Below are 21,526 nucleotides of genomic sequence, written 5' to 3'. Positions count from 1 at the left end.
AACGCGTTCGTCGTGTCAGGGGATGTCGCGGCGTCGGAAACCGGTGACCTCGACGGCGGGCACCGCGACCGCGACCAGCCCGACCCACACCAGTCCCCCGGTTCCCGCCACAGGCAGGAGGTGGTCACCGCGTTTCCGCAGGCCGAGGCCGCCTCCAGGTATCCGGGGCGGCGGACTGCGGTGCCAGATCTCCCGACGCCCGTACACTCGGTCCACATGGCGATCGTCAACAGAGGGTTCGTGGGCCGTCGTGACCGCGAGTCCAGGCGGCTGCCGCCCGGGCAGTACACGACACTGGACTTCCCGGTCCTCTCGGCGGAGCCGACGCCGTCGATCCCGCTCGAGAAGTGGTCGCTGGCGGTCCAGTCCGCGGACCATCGCGCGAAGACGTTGTCCTGGGAGGAGTTCCGGGCACTGCCCCACGACGACGTGACCACCGACATCCACTGCGTGACCCGGTGGTCCAAGTTCGGCACGCGGTGGCGCGGGGTCTCGTTCGACACCCTGTTGTCGGTGCTGCCCTTCGAGCCGGCGCCGTACGTGATGGCGCACTGCCACGGCGGCTACACCACCAACGTCCCGCTCGCCGATCTCGTCGGTGGGCGCGGGTGGATCGCCGACACCTACGACGGGGAGCCGCTCGCCCCCGAACACGGCGGGCCGGCACGGCTCCTCGTGCCCCATCTGTACTTCTGGAAGAGCGCAAAATGGGTGCGGCGCCTTCGCTTCATGACCCAGGACACCCCGGGATTCTGGGAGGAACGCGGGTACCACATGTACGGCGATCCCTGGCGCGAGCAGCGGTACTCGTGACCGGCTGGCTGCTCACGACGGTGACCGCGGTCGCCGACATCACCCCGTCCGCTCGCACCCTCCGGCTCCGGCTGGACACCGACCTCCACGTTCTGCCGGGGCAGCACATCGACATCAGGCTCACCGCGGAGGACGGCTATTCGACGGCCCGGACCTATTCGGTGTCGGACAAGAGGGAGCCGAGGAGCATCGAGGTCACCGTCGAGCGCGTTGACGACGGCGAGGTGTCGCCCTACCTGTGCGATGTGGTGGAGGTCGGGGATCCGCTGGAGATCAGCGGACCGCACGGATGGTGGTTCACCTGGGCGTCCGGAGATGACCGTCCGGTCCAGCTGATCGGCGGCGGATCGGGTGTGGCGCCGCTGATGTCGATGATCCGCGCGCGCGAGATCGAGGCCCCGCAGACGCCGTTCTCCCTGGTGTACTCGGTTCGCACGCCCGACGACGTGTACTACCGCGACGAGCTGAGGCTTCTCACCGAGCATCGCCGGATGGACGTGCACGTGGTGCACAGCCGTGTCGCGCCCGCGGGCTCGCCACGGCCGGCGGGCCGGCTCGATGCGGCCGAACTCGCCAGACTGACACTCCCTCCGTCGTCGGAGCCCACCGTGTACATCTGCGGTCCCAACGGGTTCGTGGAGGCGTGTGCGGCCTGGATGGTCGAGGCCGGCCACCAGCAGAACCGAATCCGCCTGGAGCGCTTCGGGGACTGACGTAGCGTTGCCGTCATGACTTCCGCGTTCGATTTCACCGCCACCGACATCGACGGCAATCCGGTCTCACTCTCGGATTTCCGCGGCGATCCCCTCCTCATCGTGAACACCGCGTCGAAGTGCGGCTTCACCCCGCAATATGAGGGTCTCGAGGCGCTGCACCGCAAGTACTCCGTCCGCGGTCTCCATGTCCTGGGCTTCCCGTGCGACCAGTTCGCCCACCAGGAACCCGGCGACGCGGAGGAGATCAAGAACTTCTGCTCCCTCACCTACGACGTCACCTTTCCGATGTTCGCCAAGGTCGAGGTGAACGGCTCGAATGCCCACCCGCTGTTCGAGTGGCTGCGCGCCCAGAAGTCGGGGATCCTCGGCGGCCGGATCAAATGGAACTTCACCAAGTTCCTGGTGGACCGCGACGGCCAGGTCGTCGGGCGGTTCGCTCCCGCGACCAAGCCCGAGAAACTGACCGGGGCCATCGAGCAGGTGCTGTGACGGATCCGGGCGACACTCCGGCGTGACGCCCGGAAACCGGCGACACAGCTGAAGGGTCGCGAATCGCGCCTACACTCGGGCGCATGAGCAACGAGCAGTTCTCGGCACCCCAGTCGGAACCGGGCGGGCCCACGCCTCCGATGCCGCACACCGATCCGGCGCAGCCGTCGTCGACCCTTCCGGGGTCGACGCCTGCCGGGGGCGCTGTCACCGACACCCCACCCAAGCCGACGGCCGGCGAGCGCGCGAACGCTCTCGTCAAGAAGGTCGTCATCGGCCTCGTCATCGCCGCGTTGCTGGTGGTCACCTACTTCATCCTCGAGGCCTTCCTGCCGCGGTGGTGGGCCGGACAGATCGGGCGGCGCGTCAACGGCTCCATGGCGAGCGGGGTGTGGACCGGCCTGGTCATCGGTTTCGTCTGCACGTTCCTGCCGCTGCTCTTCTTCACCCTCTCGTTCCTGAACCGCAGTCGGCTGAGGAACATCCCGACGATTGCCTTCGCCGTGCTGGGCGTTCTCGCCGCGATCCCGAACCTCCTGACGCTGGCCGTCGTCGCCGGCGGCGGCAACGGTGCGCACGCGGGCGAACGCATCTTCGACGTCGAGGCCCCAGGATTCCGGGCGGCCTCGTTGTGGGGTGTGATCGTCGGCGTCATCGTGTTCGCCCTCGTCGGCTACTTCATCTGGCGCTATCGACGCCAGGGACGTCAGCTCGCGGCCGCCAAGAAACCCAAGAAGTAGCGGCCGTCAGGCCGCTGCTGCCGGGAGCGGCTTTCCGGACTCGGTCGGCGCCTCAGTTCGGGTAGGCGTGGTCGAGTAGCGCTGCATACAGCGCGAGTTCGGCCGGGGTGATGCGTTCTGAAGGTCGGTGTAGCGGAGCGGAGCGAATATCAGGGCTCATCCACAACGTCGCATCGAGGTGGAACGTCGAAAGTCGCTGTGCACCGGCGGGTTCGATCGAGGTCGTGCGACTCCTTGCCGCCGGGCGGGCTCACAACGAGGCCGGTCGCGACCTCCCATACGGAGATCGCGACCGGCTGACGATCAGGCGCGTCAGTGCAGGCCCGCGTCCTTGCTGCCGAAGCGCTCGCGCAACTTGGGTTTGACGACCTTGCCGCCGGCGTTGCGGGGAAGTTCGTCGATGATGACCAGGTCCTTCGGATGCTTGAACCGCGCGAGGTTCTCGTTGAGGTACGGTTCGAGCTCCTCGAGGCTCAGGTCTTCGACGCCTTCGGCCAGCACCACGACGGCGACCGGCACCTCGCCCCACTTCTCGTGGGCGCGGCCGATGATCGCCGCCTCGGCGATCTTGGGATGGCCGTACAGGACGTTCTCGACTTCGGCGCAGTAGATGTTCTCGCCGCCGGAGATGATCATGTCCTTGGCGCGGTCGACGACGTAGAGGAAGCCCTCCTCGTCCTGCCGGACCAGGTCGCCGGAGTGGAACCAGCCGCCGCGGAACGCCTCTGCGGTCTCCTCGGGCTTGTTCCAGTAGCCCTTCATCAGGTTGGGGCCACGGTAGACGATCTCCCCCACCTCGCCGGGTTTGACGTCGTTCATCAGCGGATCGACGATGCGCGCGGTCACCGCCGGCACGACCTTGCCGATCGATCCCTGCTTTCGCAGGGCGTCCTTGCCCTCGAGGATGCACGTCACCGGTGACATCTCCGTCTGTCCGAATGCGGTCATGTTGGCCGCCTCGGGGAAGGCTTCGCTCATCGCGTTGAGCACCGTGTCCGACGCCGGCGCCGCGCCCCAGCTGATGTTGCGGAGACGGAGCTTGCGGGGGCGTGCCTTCTGGGCGGCGCAGACCGCCTGCCATTGCGCGGGGACCATGAACACCGATGTGGTGCCCTCCCGTTCGAGCGTGTCGAGCATCTCGTCCGGGTCGAACGCCCCGAGCGGGTGGATGACCGCCCGGATCCCGCGATAGAAGACAGGTGCGAACGCCGCGAGTCCCGCGATGTGGAAGATCGGCGGGACCACCGAGGAGACGTCGTCGGAGTCCGCGGCGGCGGTGGTGGCCATGGTGGTGACCGCCTGCGCCTGGAAGTTCAGATGGGTCAGCATGGCGCCCTTGGGCTTTCCGGTGGTGCCCGAGGTGTACATGATGGCCGCGACGGTGTCCTCCGGGACATCGACCAGCGGCAGGTCCGCGTCGCCCGGTGCCAGCAGGCTCTCGTACTCCAGGTGGTTCGGGTTGTCGCTGCCGTCGACGACGATCAACGTCTCCAGCGCGCCGGTGGACGCGGCCACCGCGTCGGCGAGCGGCGCGAGCAGTTTCTCGGTGACGATCACCTTGGCCCCGCTGTCGGAGACCAGGTAGGCGACCTCCGCCGGGCTCATGCGGATGTTCACTGGGACGGGGATCGCCCCGATCTGCGTCGCTCCGAGGACTGCCTCGATGTATTCGGTGCGGTTGAGCAGCGCCATCAGGACGCGGTCACCGAACTGGACACCCAGCCGGTGCAGTGCGGCGCCGAAGGCGCGCGCCCGGTCGTCGAGCTGCTTCCAGGTGGTGTGCTGATCCCGGTAGGTGATGGCCACCTTGTCCGGCGTCATGAACGCGTGGCGGTGAACCTGGTTGTTCCAGTGATTACGGCGCGAGCGGTACGGCTCGGCGGTCAGATCGGTGGCGGCTTCGGTGCTGGCGGTCATCAGCGGCTCCCGTGTCAGACGTGCGTGATCGACTTCGATGTTGTCTGGATCACACCCTACGCAGACGAGCCTGGAGGGCACCGTGAATTCAGGGCAATTCGGAAACCGGATGTCTCAGATCCGGTCGGCGAACGCGACTGCGGGTCTCAGTGACGGGCGAGGCGGTCGGCTCGGACCGCTGCATCCGGCCACATCGGCGGGCACGGGGTTCCGGGGGTCGTGGCGAGCTCGAAGTGCCACCACTCGTTCATGAAGGTGCGGCACAGCCCCCAGCGGTTGCCGTTCGCCTCCAGCCAGGACGCGCCCTCGCGCGGGCCGACGTCGACGGCGTCGCCACGGACGTGCGGGGACTCTTCTGCGGGCAGGACCCAGCGTCTGGCGGCCTCCGGACTGCCGTAGGCGGCGATGGCATCACGCCAGAGTTGTCGCTGCTGCGCGTCGGACCGCTTCCCCGAGGTGATCCACAACGGAACACCCTGCGCCCGGGCCTCGTTCGACGCGCGCGAGATGCTGGCGACACGCTCGGAGTTGCCCGATGTCGGGTTCCTGTCCTGCCCCGGCTTTCTCGTCGGGCGAAAGGCGCGAGCGCGATACAACCAGACCGCGATCGGGTTTGCGTCCGACACGTTCGCACCGGTTCGGTAGACTCGACTTGTATTACTCAGTGTGACAACTGCGTGTATCAGATGGCCGGACGGCCTCGCGACGATGCCGCTGACGATGATGACCGAGGAAGGTGCCCATGACAAAGCCTGTCAACCTGGCTCCCATGATGGTGCCCACGACGACATCGTCATCGGGTGCCATCCGCTCCCCCAAGACCGCCGAGCTCGTCGCCCGGACCCTCCGCCGCATGATCGTCGACGGCCAGCTCAAGGAAGGCGACTTCCTCCCGCACGAGGCCGAGCTGATGACCCATTTCCAGGTCAGCCGCCCCACCCTGCGTGAAGCGGTGCGCGTCCTGGAGTCCGAGCGACTGGTCGAGGTCCGTCGCGGATCACGCACCGGGGCGAGAATCCGGATCCCCGGCCCCGAGATCGTCGCGCGTCCCGCCGGTCTCCTGCTCGAGTTGTCGGGGACATCGCTGAAAGAGGTCATGCAGGCGCGTGAGGTGATCGAGCCGGCCGCGGCCGAGATGCTCGCCGAGACCGGCAACGCCGAGGCCTTCGACGAGCTCCAGAAGATCATCGACGTCGATCTCGAGGAGGCCTACGAGAACGACACGCTCGCCCAGGCGTCGGTCATGTTCCACCGCCGCATGATCGAGCTGTCCGGGAACTCCGCGATGGCGATGATCGCCGGCATGCTGCACGAGATCGCCGAGCGTCACATCGCCAGCACGATCAACGAGGGCCCGATGACGCGGGCGCAGTACAACAAGCTGATCCGCTCGTATCAGAAGCTCGTCGACCTGGTGCGCGCCGGCGACGGCCCCGGGGCGGCCGCGCACTGGCAGCGGCACATGAAGAACTCGAATCAGGCGTTGCTCGCCGGGCACGAGAACACCCGCGTGCGCGACGTCATGGACTGACCTCGATCCCGAGCCCGGCAAGCGTCTCCCGTAGCTCGCGCGGACCAGTGAACTCGATCGTCGTCTTCCCCAGTGCTGCTGCGGGCGGCAGGTTCTCGGCGAAGTCGTCGATGTAGACCACTTCCGGTCCGGCGCAGTCCAGTCGACGCAACAGTTCCCGGTAGATCTCCGGATCCAGTTGCGGGAACTCGCATCCGCGGTCGTTGAGCAGTTCGCGCCGGACGCCGGTCGTCCGACGGTTGATGCGCAGTCGCGTGAGCCGGCCGCCGAAGGCGGGCCCGGCGTTCTCGTCCACCGACCCATCCCGGTCGCCCTGGGGCTGCGCCCATTCGGCGAAGCGCTCTCGTACCGGCCGGAACTCGGCACCACGATCGTCCTCCTGCCTCGTGACGGCGGGCGACCGATCCGGCTCGAGTACGAGTCGCTGTTCATGTTCCATGTCGCCAATGCCTACGAGGACGGCCACGAGACGGTGGTCGACATCGTCGCCCACGACCCCAGCGGGGGATGGGCCACCTGGAACAACTACCTCTGCAACTTCCGCGAACAACGATCTGGTGCAGGCCGCGCTCCGATACGACGCGGCGTCGATGGTGCCGTGGGTCATCCGGCGCGAGGGCCACCCGACGCTGATCGACATCGTGACCGATCGGGCGCTGGCGTTCATCGAGGATTCGCCGATCGCCGGGTATCTCGCGCCCAATCCGGCAGCCGCGGTCGAGTTCATGGTCGGTGCGGTGTGTGCCGAATTGCTGTCGCCGGCACGGTTTCTGACCCACGCCGACATCGCCAACCGCATCACCGACGCGATCTACCGGCCCGGCCCTCCCCCTTCGTAGAACCGACGGCTCAGACGCGGGCCGTGCCGAGGTAGGCAGCCTCGACGCGTCCAAGGTCCGTCGCCAGGGACGCCGCGGAGTCCTCCAGCACCACCTCGCCGTGGGCCAGGACGACGGCCCGGTCCGCCGTGTCGAGTGCGAGCCGCACATGCTGTTCGACCAGCACCACAGCCGTTCGCTGCGCATCGGCGACATCGCGCAGGACCGGCAGGATCGACTCGACGACGATCGGGGCCAGCCCCATGCTCAGTTCGTCGATGAGGAGCACCTTGGGGTTCTGCAGCAGCGCACGCGCGATGGCGAGCATCTGCTGTTCTCCGCCCGACAGGTCGCCGGCAGCAACCGAGAGGCGCTTGGTCAGCGACGGGAAGAGGTCGAGGACCCCGTCGACCGCCTCGGTGCGCGCCCTGCCGCGAAGGCGGGTGGCCAGGTGCAGGTGCTGCTTGGTGGTGAGGCGACGGAAGAGCGCACGGTCGTCGGGCACGAGGACCAATCCGGCGCGGACGGCCGCCCGGGCGTCACCGGACTTGAGGGACTGACCGGCGAGTGTCACGTCGCCGCCGAGTCTCGGCAGCAGTCCGGCCAGGGTGGTCAGCAGCGTCGTCTTGCCTGCGCCGTTCGGTCCCAGCAGGGCGAGGATCTCTCCCGGGTCGACAGTCAGGTCGAGTCCGTGGACGCAGGGGGCGCCGCGGCTGTACCCGGCGTCCACGGAACGGCATTCGAGCACGGTCACGACATCTCCTCCAGCACCCCGGATGGGTCCGACGGTTCCTGCGGTCCGACCTTTGCCGAGGTCGGCGTCCCGAGGTAGGCGCCGACCACTGCCGGTGACGTGCGGACCTCCTCGGGCGTGCCGTCGGCGATGACGGCGCCGAGGTCGAGCACGATGACCCGATCGCACAGGCTGAGGACGAGGTCCATGTCGTGGTCGACGAGGACCATCGAGACGCCGTGTGCGCGTGCGGCTCTCAGCCGATCGCCGAGCCACCGGCTCTCGGTGCTGTCGAGGCCGGCCGCCGGTTCGTCGAGCAGCGCGACCCGGGGTTGCCCGGCCAGCACGCGGGCCACCGCGACCAACTGGCGCTGTCCCTGTGAGAGATCGGCGGCGGGCGTGTCCCGCAGGTGTTCGATCTCCAGCATGCGCAGCACGTTGTGCACGTTCTCGCCCGTCTCGCCGGGTGCGCGACGGGCGGCGATGGCGAGGTTCTCGGCCACCGACAACTCGCCGTAGAGCTCGATGTGCTGGAAGGTGCGCCCGAGCCCCGCGCGGCTGCGGCGGTGCGGCGCCAGGCCGTCGAGCGTCGTGCCGTCGAGATCGACGGTGCCCTCGGCCCGGGCGAACCCGCTGATGGCGTCGATGAGCGTGGTCTTGCCTGCGCCGTTGGGGCCGATGAGACCGACGATCTCGCCTTCCCGGACGTCGAAGCCGACATCGTGGACCGCGGTGACGGCGCCGTAGCGAACGGTCACGTTGCGGACCGAGAGGATCACCGGACCCTCTGCGGCATCGGCCTTCTCGAGAGACGTCGGTGGTGCGGGTTCGTGCGTCGGCGCCGCCGGCGACGGCGCGGTTCGTCGTCCCGGCAACCGCAGGGTGTGCAGATAACCGACCAGGCCGTCGGGGTTGGTGACCACGGTGACGACCAGCAGGATGCCGCTGACGAGCATGTAGTAGTCGCCGAATGACAGGTACTTGTCGACGAGGAAGTACATGAGGCCGCCAGGTGCGATGATGCCGGCGACGATCGCACCCGAGATCGACGTCACGCCCGCGACGTAGGTGACCGCGAAGAGTCCGATCGCCGCGAACACCGCATAGGTTCCCGCGGTGGCGAGCGTCTGCTGGTAGGCGAGCAACGCGCCGCCGAGACCGGCCAGGAACGACGCGATGGCGAAGGCGACGAGCTTGGTGACGCCCACGTTGATCCCGGCGGCGGCCGCCGAGCGTTCGTTGGCGCGCACCGCCAGCATCGACGCGCCGAGTCCGCTGCGGCGCAGCATCGCGACCGCGTAGGCGACGACCGTCAGGACGACGAGGCACATGATGCCGAAGGCCAGTCGCGGATAGCCCTCGCCGGCACCGATTCCGAGGTCGAGGCCGAACAGGGACGGGGCCGCCACCGGCGCACCCTGCAGGCCGCCGTTGAGGGACGGGTTGCGGAACCAGAAGGCCTCGCAGAACACCGCGAGCGCCAGGGTCGCCACCATGAGGGGCAGGCCGCGCACCCGCAGGGCGGGCAGGCCGACGACGACGCCGATGACGGTGGCGGCGCACGCGGCCAGCAGCGGCGCGATCGGGAACGGCAGGTCGAGGTTCTCGCTGAAGCGGCTCAGCGAGTAGGCGCCGACACCGGCGAGGGTGAGCTGGGCCAGGGACACCTGCCCGGCATATCCGGTGACGACGACCTGGGACAGCGCGATGATCGCGTAGATCATCGACGCGATCACGGCCAGCCGGAGGCTTCCGGAGGTCGTGAACAGGGCGACGACCGCGACGGCGACACCGACGAGTCCGGGGACCAGCAGTCGTTCCGGACGGGGTGATCGACCGAGGTCCTGCCGCACCACCGCCCCGCGCCCGGGCAGCGGCTGGCCGCGGATGAGGAGGAACCCGATGATGAGGATCAGCGGAACCGCCTCGGCCACACCGGCGTCGGGCATCCAGTCCCAGGAGGTCTGGAGTTTGGTCGCCTCCGACTGCAGCATGCCGATGACGAGACCGGCCGCGACGGTGACCGAGATCGCGGTGAAGTTGCCGACCAGCGCCGATGCCAGCGCGGGCACGATGAACATCGTGTAGGCGACGGGATTGAGCGGGACGATCGGCGCGATGAGCACGCCGCCGAGGCCCGCGGTGGCCGAGGACAGCGCCCAGTTGGCGATCGCGACCCGGTCGGGCGAGATGCCGGTGACGAGCGCGCCCTTCTCCGACTCCGCAGCCGCTTCGGTCGCGACACCGAACCTGGTGTAGCGCAACACGAGTGCCGCGCAGATGGCCATGCCCACGATGACCGCGGCGAGCAGCAGCCGGTCGGTGGGGACCGTGCTGGTGCCGATCCTGAACGTCGTGATCTTGAAGATCGGTCCGACGCTCGGGGTGTTCTCCCCCACGCGCAGTGCGATGAGTGCCTGGATGACCAGCATGACGCCGATGGCGGCGACCGCCTTGGCGAGTGTCGGTGCGGTCCGCATGGGCCGGAAGACGATGACGTAGAGGATGACGCCGAGGATGGCGGCCACCACGACCGAGATGATCACCGCGGCGGCGACTCCCACGTCGGAGCCGAGGTCGACGGTCGTCGGGAATCCCGGGATCGGGTTGAGGAGCTCGCCCTTGCGGAGGAAGGCGTAGGTGTAGGCGGCGTAGAGCGCGACGGCGCCGGTGGCGAAGTTGACCACACCCGAGCTCTTGAAGGTCATCACCAGGGCGAGACCGAGTGCGGCGAAGACGGCCCCGTTGCCGAGGCCGAGGAGCAGGAACGCGAGATGGTCGGTCAAGGAAACTCCTCGATCGGGGGCCGCGATGTCCGCGACCCCCGATCTCCTCGGATTGTCAGTTGTTGTTGACGACGGTGGTGTTCTCGAGGCGGGCGTCGGCGTTGACGTCACTCACGAGAACGGCCTTGCTGCACAGCGAGGTCAGCGGCGGGAAGGCGGTTCCGTTGCAGGTGAAGGTGATTCCCGGTGCCGCGGGCAGCGGAAGGTCCTTGGCCTCGGACAGCGCCTTGTCGAACGCTGCGGCGTCGACGGTGCCGTCGAGTCCGGACAGCTCGCCGAGCGCGGCGACGGCCTGGTAACCCAGGTAGGCCAGGCCGCCCGGATCGGTGTCGGGCGCGTACTGCGCTATGACGCTGCGGTACAGCGTGGTGCTCGGGTCGTCGGAGTCGAGGTTCACCGTGGTGAAGGCCTTCGCTCCGTCGACCGCCTCCTTGCCGGTGGCCTCGAGGACGTTCTTGTCGAGGCAGCCCGCGATCAGGTACTTCTGCGCGTCCGGTTTGACCGTCTGCAGCGTCTTGAGCATCGAGATGCACTGGCGCTGGTCGCCGAGGATGGCAACCGCGTCCGGGTTGTCGGCGAGGCCGGCGGTGATCTGCGGGGTGAGGTCGGGGGAATTGACCGGCACGGTCACGACATTGAGGGCCACCCCTTCACGCTGGAACAAAGGCTCGCCCACACCCTTCACCGATGCCGCGGCGTCACCGGAGTCGCCGAGCATGACGGTGACCTTCTTGAGTCCGTCCTTCTTCGCGGTGGCGGCCTGGCCGGCGAGCACGGCGACGATGCCGCCGGACAGCATGTACGCCTTGGGGGTGGCCATCTCCGCCTGCGAGACCGGAGCCTGTGCGACGTAGGGGATTCCGGCGCCGGTGACGATCGGCACCATGACGGCGCCCTGCGCGCCCATCGGCGACACGACGGCGGCGACCTTTTCCTCGACCATCTGGTTGGCGCACTTGGTCGCCGAGGCGGGCTCTTCCTGCTGCTTGCAGACGACCAGATCGATCTTGTGGCCGCCGATGCCGCCACCGTTGTTGTTGAGGTACTCGACGGCGGCCTCCGCGCCCTCGCGCACCGTCGGCGTCGTGACCGCTCCGCCCTCCGGGACGATCAGGCCGAGCTTGATCGGGTCGCCGGTCGGGGCGTTGCTCGGCAGGGCGCTGGTCTCGCCGCCGCTCGAGCTGTCGGAGCTGTCGTCGGCGCAGGCGGTCAGCCCGCCGAGGGCGAGAACGCCGGCACAACCCATGACGGTGGTCGCGCGCAGTACGCGCTTGAGAGCAACTGGTGATTTCAACTGCGATCCCTTCGACGATGGGCCCGCCCCCGCCAGGCCTACGTGGTGTGCGTCACATTCGGACTCCGAGGCAAAAGTTAGACGACGATCCAGAAATCGGGGTCGAAATGCCAGAATTGCCCCATGACCGTGGGTCGGCGAGAGAAGAACAAACAGCAGACGCGGGACCGGCTGCTTTCTGCAGCACGAGAACTGCTGGCAACCCGAGGGTCCGAGGCGACGGTCGAGGAGATCGCCGAACGTGCCGAGGTGTCGCGCGCGACGTTCTTCAACTATTTCCCGAGCAAGGACGCGCTGATCGACGCGCTGTACGCCGAACTGATGGAGCTGTTCGGCGAGGTGGTCGACGCGATGCTGGACGAACGACTGAGTACGTATGACCGGGTCGTCGGCGTGTTCACCGACTTCGCCCAGACCTCCGCGGCCGACCCGGACTACATGCGGGTGGTGACCGGCGAACTCGAGCGGATGTACGCCGCGTCGGAGAGCCTCGGCGAGAACAGCCATCTCTTCACGACACAGGTGCGGCGACTCATCGAGCCCGGACTGGAACAGGGCGACCTGCGCACCGACCATCCCGTGGAGTTCCTGGCGCAGATGGTGGCCGCGATCTATCTGTCGACCATGCGGTACTGGCGAATCGACCCGGACCTGAAGATCGGCGAGATCTTCGAACGCGCAGGACGATTCGCCGCCGAGTCGATCACCGTGCACTGAGGCTCACCCGACACCCGGTCGAGGGACCGGGGTCTCCCAACGGGCCCGACGCTCCTCCTCCGTCTGCTCCCACCACGGGATGCCGCGCTCCCCCAGCGCGACCTTCGCGGCCTGGACGCCGTCGCGCGCCGCGCGTGCCCCCTTGGTGCGCTTCACCTCCCGGCGCCAGGCCATCAGGATCGACTGCAGCTCCGACCGGCGCTCGTCGGGGATGAGCGGGTCCGTCGCGCGCCACTTGCGGCCGTTGATCACGACATGGTGGCCGTCGGGGGTGTGTTCGGGTTCGGACATCGGATCAGCCGGCGAAGGTCCCGGGCTTCACTTCGGCGTCGCCGAGCGGGCGGCGCAGCGTCCAGCGGACGGTCAACGTGCTCGCGGCGATCTTCCACTTGCCGGACTCGACGATGTACTCGTCCTCGTACTCCCCTGTCATGAGTGTCTCGGTGCGGTCGAGAAGGTTCAGTTGGCGGAACTCGAGCGTCCAGCGGCCCGTCGCCACGGTCTCGGAGACGAGGGTGATGTCCGGATGATGGCCGTGGTGCATGTCGAAGACCACGTATTCGCCGTCGACCTTGTGCAGTGCGACCCGCTCGAAGATCTTCGCCATCGGTTCGGCGTCGTCGAACGTCCCCAGCGGGCCGTAGTCGATGCGGGCGCCGCGCGCGACGAAACAGTCTCGGAACCCCTTGACGTCCTTGGCATCGCAGGCGCGCCAGTAGCGGTACTTGAGTTGCTTGATCGCTCCGATGTGGGCGGCGTCGGTGTCCATGGATCCACCATAGGGAGTCGAAGACCGCCGAGACCCGGAGTCGGGCCGAGCGGCGGCCGGCCCCGCCCCCGAGGGCGCGCCGTATGGCCCTGTCGAGGCTCGAGACGAGCGCAGTAGAGTCCGGGCATGCCCACCACAGCAGTAGTCACCGGCGCCGGTCGCGGCATCGGCCTCGCTTTTGCCCGTCGTCTTGCCCAGGAGGGTCACCGTGTGATCGTCACCGACGTCGACGGTGACGCCGCTGAACGCGCGGCCGTCGAGATCGGCGGCGGCGCAGTCGGTCTGCAGCAGGATGTGCGGGACATCGCGTCACATCGCCGGGTAGCCGAGGAAGCTGCTGCTCTCGGCCGGTTGAGTGTCTGGGTGAACAACGCCGGCGTGCTCTTCGCAGGAGACGCCTGGGACTATTCCGACGAACAGATCGCGACCATCCTTGACGTCAATGTTCGAGGTGTCATGGCGGGTTCGGCCGCCGCCGTGTCGCAGATGCGCACCACGGGCGGTGGCGTCGTCCTCAACATCGCGTCCCTCTCGGCCCTCGCCCCGGTGCCCGGCCTGTCGCTGTACGCGGCGACCAAGGCCGCAGTGCTCTCGTACACGACCTCGCTGGAGGGCGACCTGCGGCATGCGGGACTGCCGATCCGGGCGCGGGCGTTGTGCCCGGACGTGGTCAACACACAGATGGTCACCTCCCGCGCGACGGATCCCGGCGCCGCCATGCTCTTCGCCGGCCCCAAGCCACTCGACGAAGAAGCCGTGGTTCGCGCCGGCATGGAGCTCATGGACAGCCGCCAGGTCTTCCGCGTGCTACCGCGGTGGCGCGGAGTCATCAGCCGCGCCGGAGATCTCACGCCCAGTGTCGGCCTCGAACTGATCGGTGCGATGCGCAAGATCGGGAGGCGGCGTCAGACGGGCACGTGAGCGCCGTTGCCACCGATGCGGTGTTGAGGCCCGTTGCGAAGTCGAAACGCACCGGTGTCATCTCGAGATCGAGGCCGGCTTCGAGCTCGACGCGCACTGAGCCTGCGGCCGTGGCGATCTGACGAAGTGCGTAGTAATTGTCCTATGGCTTGCCGACATTCCCGTCCGGAAGCCGCAGGTTGACCACGACGTCTCGGTACACGTCGAAGAAGGTCTCGATCGCAACAGCGAGCGATCGGGTCGGGTCCACGTCCCGCGGGATCCCATCGTCGGTCGTGTGCGGTATCCGAACTCCGTATACGTCGTGGTCCTGTGAGAGACCGGACGGACGGTCGCCGAGACCGTCGGTCGGCACCACTTCTACCCTCGTGCACCCCCATCTCGCGACGACACGGCTGGAAGTACGCGCCCGTTCAGGTCCAGAGACTGAAGCCTGGGCGTATGCGCACCTCTCGCAGCCGCTGATGGCGGTGATCAGCACGAGCACCGTCGCGGGGCGCTTCACAGCAGTCTCGACCGAGTACCCGGGAACGCTCCGAAGCGGTCGGTCCCGTATCCGCAGCTCGCCGCCTTGCGGAGTACTTTCCGGCGCACTTGTGGCCGCAGAGGGTCACGGCCGTTACGAGGGCCTTGCCGGTGACGCGGGAGCAGAGAGCCTCGAACGTCGGTGATTGCCCTGCCTGTGTTGGCGGTGGTTGCCGGCTCCGACGCGGAGTCGTCGTTCCGCCCCGACCCGTCGATGTCCGCTTTGCGGAGTCTCGGACGTGAGCACGCACACCCCGACCTCGCCCTTTGCGCTCGATCGAGTGAGTCGAGACACGATCAGGCCTGTTTCTCAGGCTCCGCTCAGGTCCGCGTGTTTAGCCTGGCCGTGTCCGATCCGATACCTAATCGTTACCGATACAGAAATGTTGTGCCCTTGACTTACCTGAACACCCATCACTCATCCCAGAAGCGCACCCGGAAGGCAGTCCGAGCTGTCGCGCTCGCGGCCTTCGTCGGCGCCGCTGGCCTGACGGTCGGTAGTGCAGCACAGGCATTGGCCCAGCCCGCGCCTGCGCCGGTGATCCCGGCCGACGCCCTGCCGGCGGACGTGAAGATCCCGGCCGGCGTCAACCTTCCGCCCGAACTGGACAAGTTCGCCCGCGACATCCTGCCGCCGTCGGTGTTCGACAACCCCGGCGCCCCGGGTGCACGCAAGGCCGTGAAGCCTGTCAGCGGCACCGTGACGTCGGGCTACGGCCCGCGCTGGGGCTCCAACCACAACGGCGTCGACATCGCCAACAGCATCGGCACGCCCATTTATGCCGTGACCGACGGTGTCGTGCTCGAGTCCGGCCCCGCTTCCGGCTTCGGCCAGTGGGTCCGCGTCAAGCAGGACGACGGCACCACCGGCGTCTTCGGACACGTCGACCAGAGCTTCGTGCACGCCGGACAGCGCGTGACCGCCGGCCAGAAGATCGCGACCGTCGGCAATCGCGGTGAATCCACCGGACCTCACCTGCACTACGAGGTCTGGGATGCCAACGGCAACAAGATCGACCCCCAGGTGTGGCTGAACCAGCGCGGCGTCCACCCGTGACCAGCACTCACCCCTGAGACCGACAACGGTCGAACGATCACGCCGTCAGGCCCTCCACCCCGGGGCCTGGCGGCGTGTTCTGTTGATCACCTGGTCTGCGAATACTCCTCATCCCCGGGGAAAGTGATGCATGGCGACGAGGAGCGGACGGGTCCACATGTCGCTGCCGCGCCACGACACCATCAGCACCACACCGAATGCCGCGTCGTTGCGGACGCTGCGTTCCTCGGGCGCCTTCTTGGTCCGACGTCGACCGGCTCGAAGCCACGCTCGACGAGGGTGTCGAAACCGCGGTCGACCTGCGCTCGCAGGGTCGGGTCACCGAGGTGGTCGACGTCGTTCTCGTTGCGCATGCTCCACGGCGGGCCGTCAACGAGCGAGTTGCTTCCGGTCGAACACCCGTACAACACGTCGACGCGCCACGATGAGCTCTCAGGAAAAGTTTGCGCGACATCCCATCCCGGGAAGATCACCTGGAGATGCTCGTTGACCGTCCGCCACGCCACTTCGAGCGGATCTCCACCGTGGGCTTGTTCTCGTCAGAATCCGACGAGGTCTGGCAGTGGCGCACGCGAGGATCGCGAGCACGCCCACCAGGCAGGCCAGAGGTCGCGTGATCACCAACGACGGACCCCTCGCGCGAGCCGATCGCCGGCCTGCGCGGCACCTACCGGAACGTCTTCCACGCTGTGTCATCCCCCATGGGATCCGGTGCCTCTAGGACCCGGGGTCCTGCTCCGATCGCGGGCTCGGCAGCCTCCACCCGAACGTCGCCGTCGGCGCGGCCTTGGCGTACAGCCGGGCCGGCCGACCGCCGCCGATCCTGGTCGCAGGTTTCCCGTCGGCGTCGAGCTGCGGTTCTAGAAGCGGTTTCACCCTTCGGTTGAACGAGTCCCGCATGAGTGGCCGCCCGAGGACCGCCTCGTGGAGCTGCCGCAGTTCGGACAACGTATACGGGGGGCGCAGCAGGTCGTCGGGATCCGCCTGATCCTCGTAACGTTCCCGAAGAGTGTCGGTGGCTGCTGCAATGATCTCGGCGTGGTCGTAGAGGAGCTCCTCCCCCGACGCCAGCCGTCCGGTCGGTGTCACGGGTGCGAGTTCGCCGATGACGCCGGACAACCCGACATTCGGCAGGGCCACCGCGTGCGCGATCGAGATCGTCCATCCACGGGGATCTCGGTCTGGATCACTGAAAACCGCCAGCAGGTGCGGTCGGACGTGATCGGGTGAAAGCCCCAGTTTGAGTTCGAGGACCTCGCGCACCGTCTGTTCGACGGTGTGCCTCTCCCGGATGAACCGTCCCGGCAGCGAGGCCCGCCCTTCGGCGTCGCGCTGGATCACGACATTCAGCGCACCTTCGGCGACGGTCAGGACGGCGATGTCGACGGCAACGTTCGGGCGCGGGTAGTCGGCGAGGCTCTTCGAGCGACTGGTCACGAAAACAGACTATGCGAAAGTTTGCGCAAAGTAGTAAACTCAGATTCGCGCAAAGTCACCGTCTCGGTCCGATGTCGAGGCGGGGGAAGGAATGACGATGAAACTCTCCACTGCTCTTGACGTGGACATGGTGGCCCACGAGTCCGCCGACGAGGTGACCGTGCTGCTCGAGCTGACGGCGCCGGCGGCACCCGAGACCAACCGCTCCCCCGCTGCCCTGCAGATCGTGCTCGACCGCAGCGGTTCGATGGACGGCGCTCCGCTGGAGGGCGCCAAGAAGGCGCTCGCCGGTGTCGTGGCCCAGCTCAACCCTGCCGATGTGTTCGGTGTGGTGACGTTCGACGACACCGCACAGGTCGTCGTGCCGGCCGCCCCCCTGTCCGAAAAAACCCGTGCGGTGCAGGCAATTCGGTCGATCGAGTCGGGTGGATGCACCGACCTCTCGTCGGGCTACCTGCGTGGACTCCAGGATCTTCGACGCGCCGCGGCCGCCGCCGGTATCCGCGGCGGCACCGTCCTCGTCATCAGCGACGGGCACGTCAACCGCGGGCTCACCGATATCGACCGGTTCGCCGCCGTGACTGCCAAGGCTGCATCGGACGGCATCACGACGTCGACCCTCGGCTACGGACGCGGGTACGACGAGACGCTGCTGTCGGCGATGGCGCGTTCGGGGAACGGTAATCACGTGTTCGCCGACGACCCCGATGCCGCGGGTGCAGCGATCGCCGGCGAGGTCGAGGGGCTCCTCTCGAAGTCGGTGCAGGCTGCGACGCTGATCGTGCGGTGCGTCCCGGAGGTGACGTCGCTGGCCCTGTACAACGATCTGCCCGTCAACCAGGTCGGCAACGGCGAGGTGATGATCGAACTCGGCGACTTCTATGCGGAGGAACAGCGCAAGCTGCTGTTGCGGATGAAGGTCGACGGCCTGGCCGCGCTGGGATTGGCACAGATCGCGACGCTCGAGCTGCGGTACGCAGAGACCGCTACGCTCATCGAGCACACCATGACGCTGCCGATCTCGGTGAACGTGGTGCCCGGCGATCAGGCCTCCGGTCGTGTGCCGAACCCGAAGGTGGAGTCGGAGAAGCTGTACCAGGAGGGACAGGCCGCAAAGCTCGAGGCGTCGAAGGCCTTCGAGGCCGGCGACCTGGATGTGGGTGACACACTGCTGCGGAAGTCGGCGGCGCAGCTGCGGGAGGCGGCGACGCTCGCCGCGCCCGAGGAGTTCATGGCGATCGAGCAGGAGCTTCGGGACATCGAGCAACTGAACATGCGCGCCCGGATCGAGGGTGCCGGATATGCGTCGAAGGCGACCCGGGACTCCTACCACTGGAACAACCGGAAGAGGGGTCGCCGGCGGTAGCTCGCTGGGTGCGGGGTCGCGAGTCTTGGCTCGGCGGCCCCGCACCCCTCTGCCGCCCCATGTTCTGTACTGGGGATTCGTCGCCGGTGATGCACAGTAATCGCGCTGGACTGGCGATCGTCTGCTGCCGCGCTAGTCTGTTCGGCGTGGTGGCGGCGCCATCGGGGCGCGCATGGCGTGAGGGGGACCTGTGACGATTCCGTTCTCGGACGACTCTCTGTTGCCCAGACCTGCTCCGAAGATGCCGGTGAGTCCGGACGGCGAGCAGTACACCGTTCGCTCGGAGCGCGCCGCATGGGAGAAGCGGGCGGCGGTGGTTGCGGAGGTGGCTGAGGAGTTGGTTCGCGCCAAGGCCCTCTTAGCTGGCGCAGCGCGTTCCAATAAGCTTGGCGACTGCATAGAAGGCCGAACAGTTGCTCGGACTGTTCGCTCGATGCTTGAGTCGTTCTCAGCAGATCTGACGACGCAGGCTGCGCGTACCGCTTCCCTCGCAACCCACTGTCGCTCAGTTGCCGCCGAGTTCGAAGCTGCCGATGCTGAGAGTGCCAGCGAACTTGAGGCGTAATTGGCAAGAACTCAGCACGGGGATCGCAATGGTCGCGTGCACCGCGACGACCATGACGGTCCTACCAGCATGCAGCGTAAGCGGGACGCCCACAGCAACTCCCTCTGCTGCCGCTGAGTCAGTCTCTGCGCTACAGATCCGTCAAACGGACGACGCTGGGCGACCTCTTCCGTTTAAGACCGAGTTCCCAAACCGCTGGAATAGCAACAACAGTGGCACTTCCTATGAGCCCTGTACGCAGGTACCAGGTGCTGTAGTTCAGCGCTTCGACCTGGATGAAGCATCCGTCAACGATGTGGCAGGCTCCGACTTTCAGACAGCAAGGGGTTGTCAATGGAAGTTCTCGGAGAACAGACACTCGTTTCTGTCCCAATTTGTCGGCAATCTAGACCGCCCCGACGGCGGACTGACAGCGCATAAGGAGGACTATTCGACCACAACCTGGCATCCAGATACTGAGATTGCCGGTCGCCGAGTAATCGTGGGTTCGATCGATCCGGGGGATTGTGCCGCCTACGTGCAGTCGGGTAATGCAGTCGTTGTGACGAATGTCGTTCTCATCGAACTCGAGCCGCAGCCTATGGCGGCGTGCAACGCGGCAGTGGACTTCCTGCGAGCAACTATCGGCGCGATTCCCCGCTAGCGAAGACCAAACAAGCTCCCGACATCTGGCACCTCCGACAATCACGGCACGGTACTCAGAGTCCGGACCAGTGACACATGGTTTGCCAGGATGGACACTATGACCGAACCAAGCCTCTGGATGCAGAAGGTCGCCGACGACCCACAGCACTCCCACTGGTACGTCGAACGCTTCCGCAAGCTCGAGCGTGAGGGCACCGACGTGTACGGTGAGGCTCGACTCATCGACGCTATGGCCGCGCGCGGGTCGCATATCCTAGACGCCGGCTGTGGCCCGGGACGGACCGGTGGCTATCTGCATCGCGCCGGTCACCACGTTGTCGGCGTCGACGTCGATCCCGTGCTCATCGCGGCAGCCGAAGAGGACCATCCGGGTCCGCGATGGATCGTCCAGGATCTCGCCGAACTCGATCTCCCCGCGGTCGGTATCGACGAACCATTCGATCTCATCGTATCGGCCGGCAACGTCATGGCATTCCTTGCTCCCAGTACGCGAATTTCGGTTCTGGAACGCCTTCGCACCCATCTCCGCGAGGACGGCCGGGCAGTTATCGGGTTCGGTGCCGGGCGCGGATATCCTTTCAGCGACTTCCTCAAAGACACGGCGAGGGCAGGATTCACTCCCGATGTTCTTCTCTCTACTTGGGATGTGAGACCGATTGCCGACGACTCGGATTTCCTGGTCGCTGTGCTTCGGAACTCCGACTAGGCTGGAATCGCGGTGACTAGCGCTACAAGAATTGGCCTGCATCCTCGAGAGTTCGCCCAAGATCACGAACCGTTCGACCACGACATCGTCCTCGAGACCAACGAGACATCGTGTGCGTCGTCACAGCAAACCAGACTCGCCCCGATCATTGTCGACCTGATAGGCACCTACAGCTCTGCCTCTGGCCGAAGGTCCACATCACCCGACGCCTCCCACCTGCAAGGTTGTTCGTCATTGATAGGGCCTCGGCGCTGCTTGGCGGCCAAGACCGTACCCAGGGATCGAGTTGGGGAGGAGCTCTCCTATCACTCCACGATCGTCGTAGTGGAGACCTTGGCGACGCACCCGTCGGTGTCGGAGATCATCGCTGTTTCCGGACGGGACGAAATCAGCGTGTTACAGAAGGACATTGGGCTCGGCGACAAGAGTATCCCCTACGACGAACTCTGCATGCCCGATCAACCCGCCCGAACCGACGACGTCGAGACACGCGAAACTACGTCAGCGAGATCGCGCCGCGTTTCGGGTACACGGTGTACCCGATGACACGGACCAGGCTGTCCGCGTGGCGAAGTCTCGGGCTGACATGTACTCAAGTGGCGCCGCGCGACTCCCAATTGTCCGACGTTGTCCGACGTAACAACCTCGAGCCGGGCACTCATTGCTGAACCTGACGACCGCAACCGCCAATTTGGGACGAACCGGGACTCGATGGCGATCGGCAACGCCTTTGTCAGGATCTCGTGGTGTACTCACCACCGTGCATGATTCTTTGGTCCCTGGTCTCTATGAATCGGTTCTCACACAGCGACTTCAGCATCGCATCGATGCCTCCTCCCTGGAAGCCGAGTCGACGCCTGTCGGCAAGGCCGACGTCCCCCACGTATTCGCGAAACACATCGCGACAGCGGTCGAGCGACACCTCACTGAATTCCCCGAGGACCGGCGCCTTGACGCTGCTAACGCGGTGCTTACGGCGCT

22 protein-coding genes are annotated in these 21,526 nt (G+C 66.9%); 12 read left to right on the top strand and 10 right to left on the bottom strand.

All coding sequences use genetic code 11. From position 1 onward, the window contains the following. Window positions 1–216 precede the first annotated feature (216 nt). The 4 genes from GP2_RS16850 to GP2_RS16835 all read left to right on the top strand — a co-directional run bounded on the left by GP2_RS16850 (window position 217) and on the right by GP2_RS16835 (window position 2,758). Window positions 217–813, top strand: a complete 597-nt coding sequence (locus GP2_RS16850) for a sulfite oxidase-like oxidoreductase (RefSeq protein ID WP_006901745.1) — start codon at window positions 217–219, stop codon at window positions 811–813. Then, window positions 810–1,526 carry a ferredoxin reductase gene (locus GP2_RS16845; protein ID WP_006901744.1) on the top strand — a complete coding sequence of 239 codons (717 nt, stop codon included), beginning with the start codon at window positions 810–812 and terminating at the stop codon, window positions 1,524–1,526. The genes GP2_RS16850 and GP2_RS16845 overlap by 4 nt, the downstream gene beginning before the upstream one ends. A 15-nt stretch (window positions 1,527–1,541) precedes the next feature. Further along, window positions 1,542–2,018, top strand: coding sequence for a glutathione peroxidase (locus GP2_RS16840; RefSeq protein ID WP_006901743.1), 477 nt, complete (start codon window positions 1,542–1,544; stop codon window positions 2,016–2,018). 83 nt (window positions 2,019–2,101) lie between these two features. After that, complete coding sequence (locus GP2_RS16835) at window positions 2,102–2,758, top strand: hypothetical protein (RefSeq protein WP_006901742.1); 657 nt, start codon at window positions 2,102–2,104, stop codon at window positions 2,756–2,758. 312 nt (window positions 2,759–3,070) lie between these two features. Here the strand turns inward: GP2_RS16835 and fadD5 are convergent, their stop codons facing one another. Continuing rightward, window positions 3,071–4,675 (bottom strand): fatty-acid--CoA ligase FadD5, encoded by a 1,605-nt coding sequence (gene fadD5 / locus GP2_RS16830; protein WP_006901741.1) that lies wholly within the window; start codon window positions 4,673–4,675, stop codon window positions 3,071–3,073. Window positions 4,676–4,821: 146 nt separating this feature from the next. Then, window positions 4,822–5,301, bottom strand: a complete 480-nt coding sequence (locus GP2_RS16825) for a M15 family metallopeptidase (RefSeq protein WP_006901740.1) — start codon at window positions 5,299–5,301, stop codon at window positions 4,822–4,824. A gap of 116 nt (window positions 5,302–5,417) precedes the next feature. Between GP2_RS16825 and GP2_RS16820 the strand changes: the two genes are divergently transcribed. Beyond that, window positions 5,418–6,206: a FadR/GntR family transcriptional regulator gene (locus tag GP2_RS16820; RefSeq protein WP_006901739.1), complete on the top strand. Its 789-nt coding sequence runs from the start codon at window positions 5,418–5,420 to the stop codon at window positions 6,204–6,206. On the opposite strand, the gene GP2_RS22265 is transcribed toward GP2_RS16820, so the two are convergent. Further along, window positions 6,196–6,645 carry an HAD family hydrolase gene (locus GP2_RS22265; protein WP_006901738.1) on the bottom strand — a complete coding sequence of 150 codons (450 nt, stop codon included), beginning with the start codon at window positions 6,643–6,645 and terminating at the stop codon, window positions 6,196–6,198. The two genes, GP2_RS16820 and GP2_RS22265, sit on opposite strands and share 11 nt — an antisense overlap. Here GP2_RS22265 and GP2_RS21700 point away from each other — a divergent pair. Beyond that, window positions 6,526–7,080, top strand: a complete 555-nt coding sequence (locus tag GP2_RS21700; RefSeq protein ID WP_247601504.1) for a carotenoid oxygenase family protein — start codon at window positions 6,526–6,528, stop codon at window positions 7,078–7,080. The genes GP2_RS22265 and GP2_RS21700 overlap by 120 nt on opposite strands. Here GP2_RS21700 and GP2_RS16805 read toward each other — a convergent pair. The 3 genes from GP2_RS16805 to GP2_RS16795 are packed head-to-tail and all read right to left on the bottom strand — an operon-like array spanning window position 7,056 to window position 11,837. Further along, window positions 7,056–7,778: an ABC transporter ATP-binding protein gene (locus GP2_RS16805; RefSeq protein WP_006901736.1), complete on the bottom strand. Its 723-nt coding sequence runs from the start codon at window positions 7,776–7,778 to the stop codon at window positions 7,056–7,058. The genes GP2_RS21700 and GP2_RS16805 overlap by 25 nt on opposite strands. Next, on the bottom strand, window positions 7,775–10,543 hold the full coding sequence (locus GP2_RS16800) for a branched-chain amino acid ABC transporter permease/ATP-binding protein (protein WP_006901735.1): 2,769 nt from the start codon (window positions 10,541–10,543) through the stop codon (window positions 7,775–7,777). Before GP2_RS16800 ends, GP2_RS16805 begins: the two co-directional genes overlap by 4 nt. A gap of 55 nt (window positions 10,544–10,598) precedes the next feature. After that, window positions 10,599–11,837, bottom strand: a complete 1,239-nt coding sequence (locus GP2_RS16795) for an ABC transporter substrate-binding protein (protein ID WP_006901734.1) — start codon at window positions 11,835–11,837, stop codon at window positions 10,599–10,601. A 123-nt stretch (window positions 11,838–11,960) separates the two neighbouring features. On the opposite strand from GP2_RS16795, the gene GP2_RS16790 reads away from it, so the two are divergent. Further along, the gene (locus tag GP2_RS16790) at window positions 11,961–12,554 is read left to right on the top strand and encodes a TetR/AcrR family transcriptional regulator (RefSeq protein WP_006901733.1); all 594 of its coding nucleotides are present in this window, start codon (window positions 11,961–11,963) and stop codon (window positions 12,552–12,554) included. 3 nt (window positions 12,555–12,557) lie between these two features. Here GP2_RS16790 and GP2_RS16785 read toward each other — a convergent pair whose 3' ends face one another. Both GP2_RS16785 and GP2_RS16780 read right to left on the bottom strand, forming a co-directional pair. After that, window positions 12,558–12,845 carry a hypothetical protein gene (locus GP2_RS16785; protein ID WP_006901732.1) on the bottom strand — a complete coding sequence of 96 codons (288 nt, stop codon included), beginning with the start codon at window positions 12,843–12,845 and terminating at the stop codon, window positions 12,558–12,560. Window positions 12,846–12,849: 4 nt separating this feature from the next. Next, a complete protein-coding gene (locus GP2_RS16780) occupies window positions 12,850–13,323 on the bottom strand; it encodes a nuclear transport factor 2 family protein (protein WP_006901731.1) in 474 nt (157 codons plus the stop codon). A gap of 126 nt (window positions 13,324–13,449) precedes the next feature. Between GP2_RS16780 and GP2_RS16775 the strand changes: the two genes are divergently transcribed. Both GP2_RS16775 and GP2_RS16765 read left to right on the top strand, forming a co-directional pair. After that, window positions 13,450–14,244: an SDR family NAD(P)-dependent oxidoreductase gene (locus GP2_RS16775; RefSeq protein ID WP_006901730.1), complete on the top strand. Its 795-nt coding sequence runs from the start codon at window positions 13,450–13,452 to the stop codon at window positions 14,242–14,244. Window positions 14,245–15,163: 919 nt separating this feature from the next. Further along, on the top strand, window positions 15,164–15,826 hold the full coding sequence (locus GP2_RS16765; RefSeq protein WP_040527319.1) for a M23 family metallopeptidase: 663 nt from the start codon (window positions 15,164–15,166) through the stop codon (window positions 15,824–15,826). Between the two features lie 717 nt (window positions 15,827–16,543). Here GP2_RS16765 and GP2_RS16755 read toward each other — a convergent pair. After that, on the bottom strand, window positions 16,544–17,263 hold the full coding sequence (locus GP2_RS16755; protein WP_006901726.1) for an NUDIX hydrolase: 720 nt from the start codon (window positions 17,261–17,263) through the stop codon (window positions 16,544–16,546). Window positions 17,264–17,360: 97 nt separating this feature from the next. Between GP2_RS16755 and GP2_RS16750 the strand changes: the two genes are divergently transcribed. The 3 genes from GP2_RS16750 to GP2_RS21345 all read left to right on the top strand — a co-directional run bounded on the left by GP2_RS16750 (window position 17,361) and on the right by GP2_RS21345 (window position 20,545). Further along, entirely contained in the window at window positions 17,361–18,629 is a 1,269-nt protein-coding gene (locus GP2_RS16750; RefSeq protein ID WP_006901725.1) for a vWA domain-containing protein, read from the top strand. Between the two features lie 533 nt (window positions 18,630–19,162). Continuing rightward, window positions 19,163–19,837, top strand: a complete 675-nt coding sequence (locus GP2_RS21350) for a DUF3558 family protein (protein ID WP_306302389.1) — start codon at window positions 19,163–19,165, stop codon at window positions 19,835–19,837. Between the two features lie 99 nt (window positions 19,838–19,936). Further along, window positions 19,937–20,545 carry a class I SAM-dependent methyltransferase gene (locus tag GP2_RS21345; protein ID WP_006901722.1) on the top strand — a complete coding sequence of 203 codons (609 nt, stop codon included), beginning with the start codon at window positions 19,937–19,939 and terminating at the stop codon, window positions 20,543–20,545. Between the two features lie 733 nt (window positions 20,546–21,278). On the opposite strand, the gene GP2_RS21965 is transcribed toward GP2_RS21345, so the two are convergent. Continuing rightward, a partial coding sequence (locus GP2_RS21965; RefSeq protein WP_040527313.1) for a hypothetical protein occupies window positions 21,279–21,526 on the bottom strand: 248 nt, incomplete at its 5' end.

Origin of the sequence: Gordonia paraffinivorans NBRC 108238 (assembly GCF_000344155.1) — a bacterium.
GTDB lineage: Bacteria > Actinomycetota > Actinomycetes > Mycobacteriales > Mycobacteriaceae > Gordonia > Gordonia paraffinivorans.
This window is presented reverse-complemented; position numbering and strand designations above follow the sequence as displayed.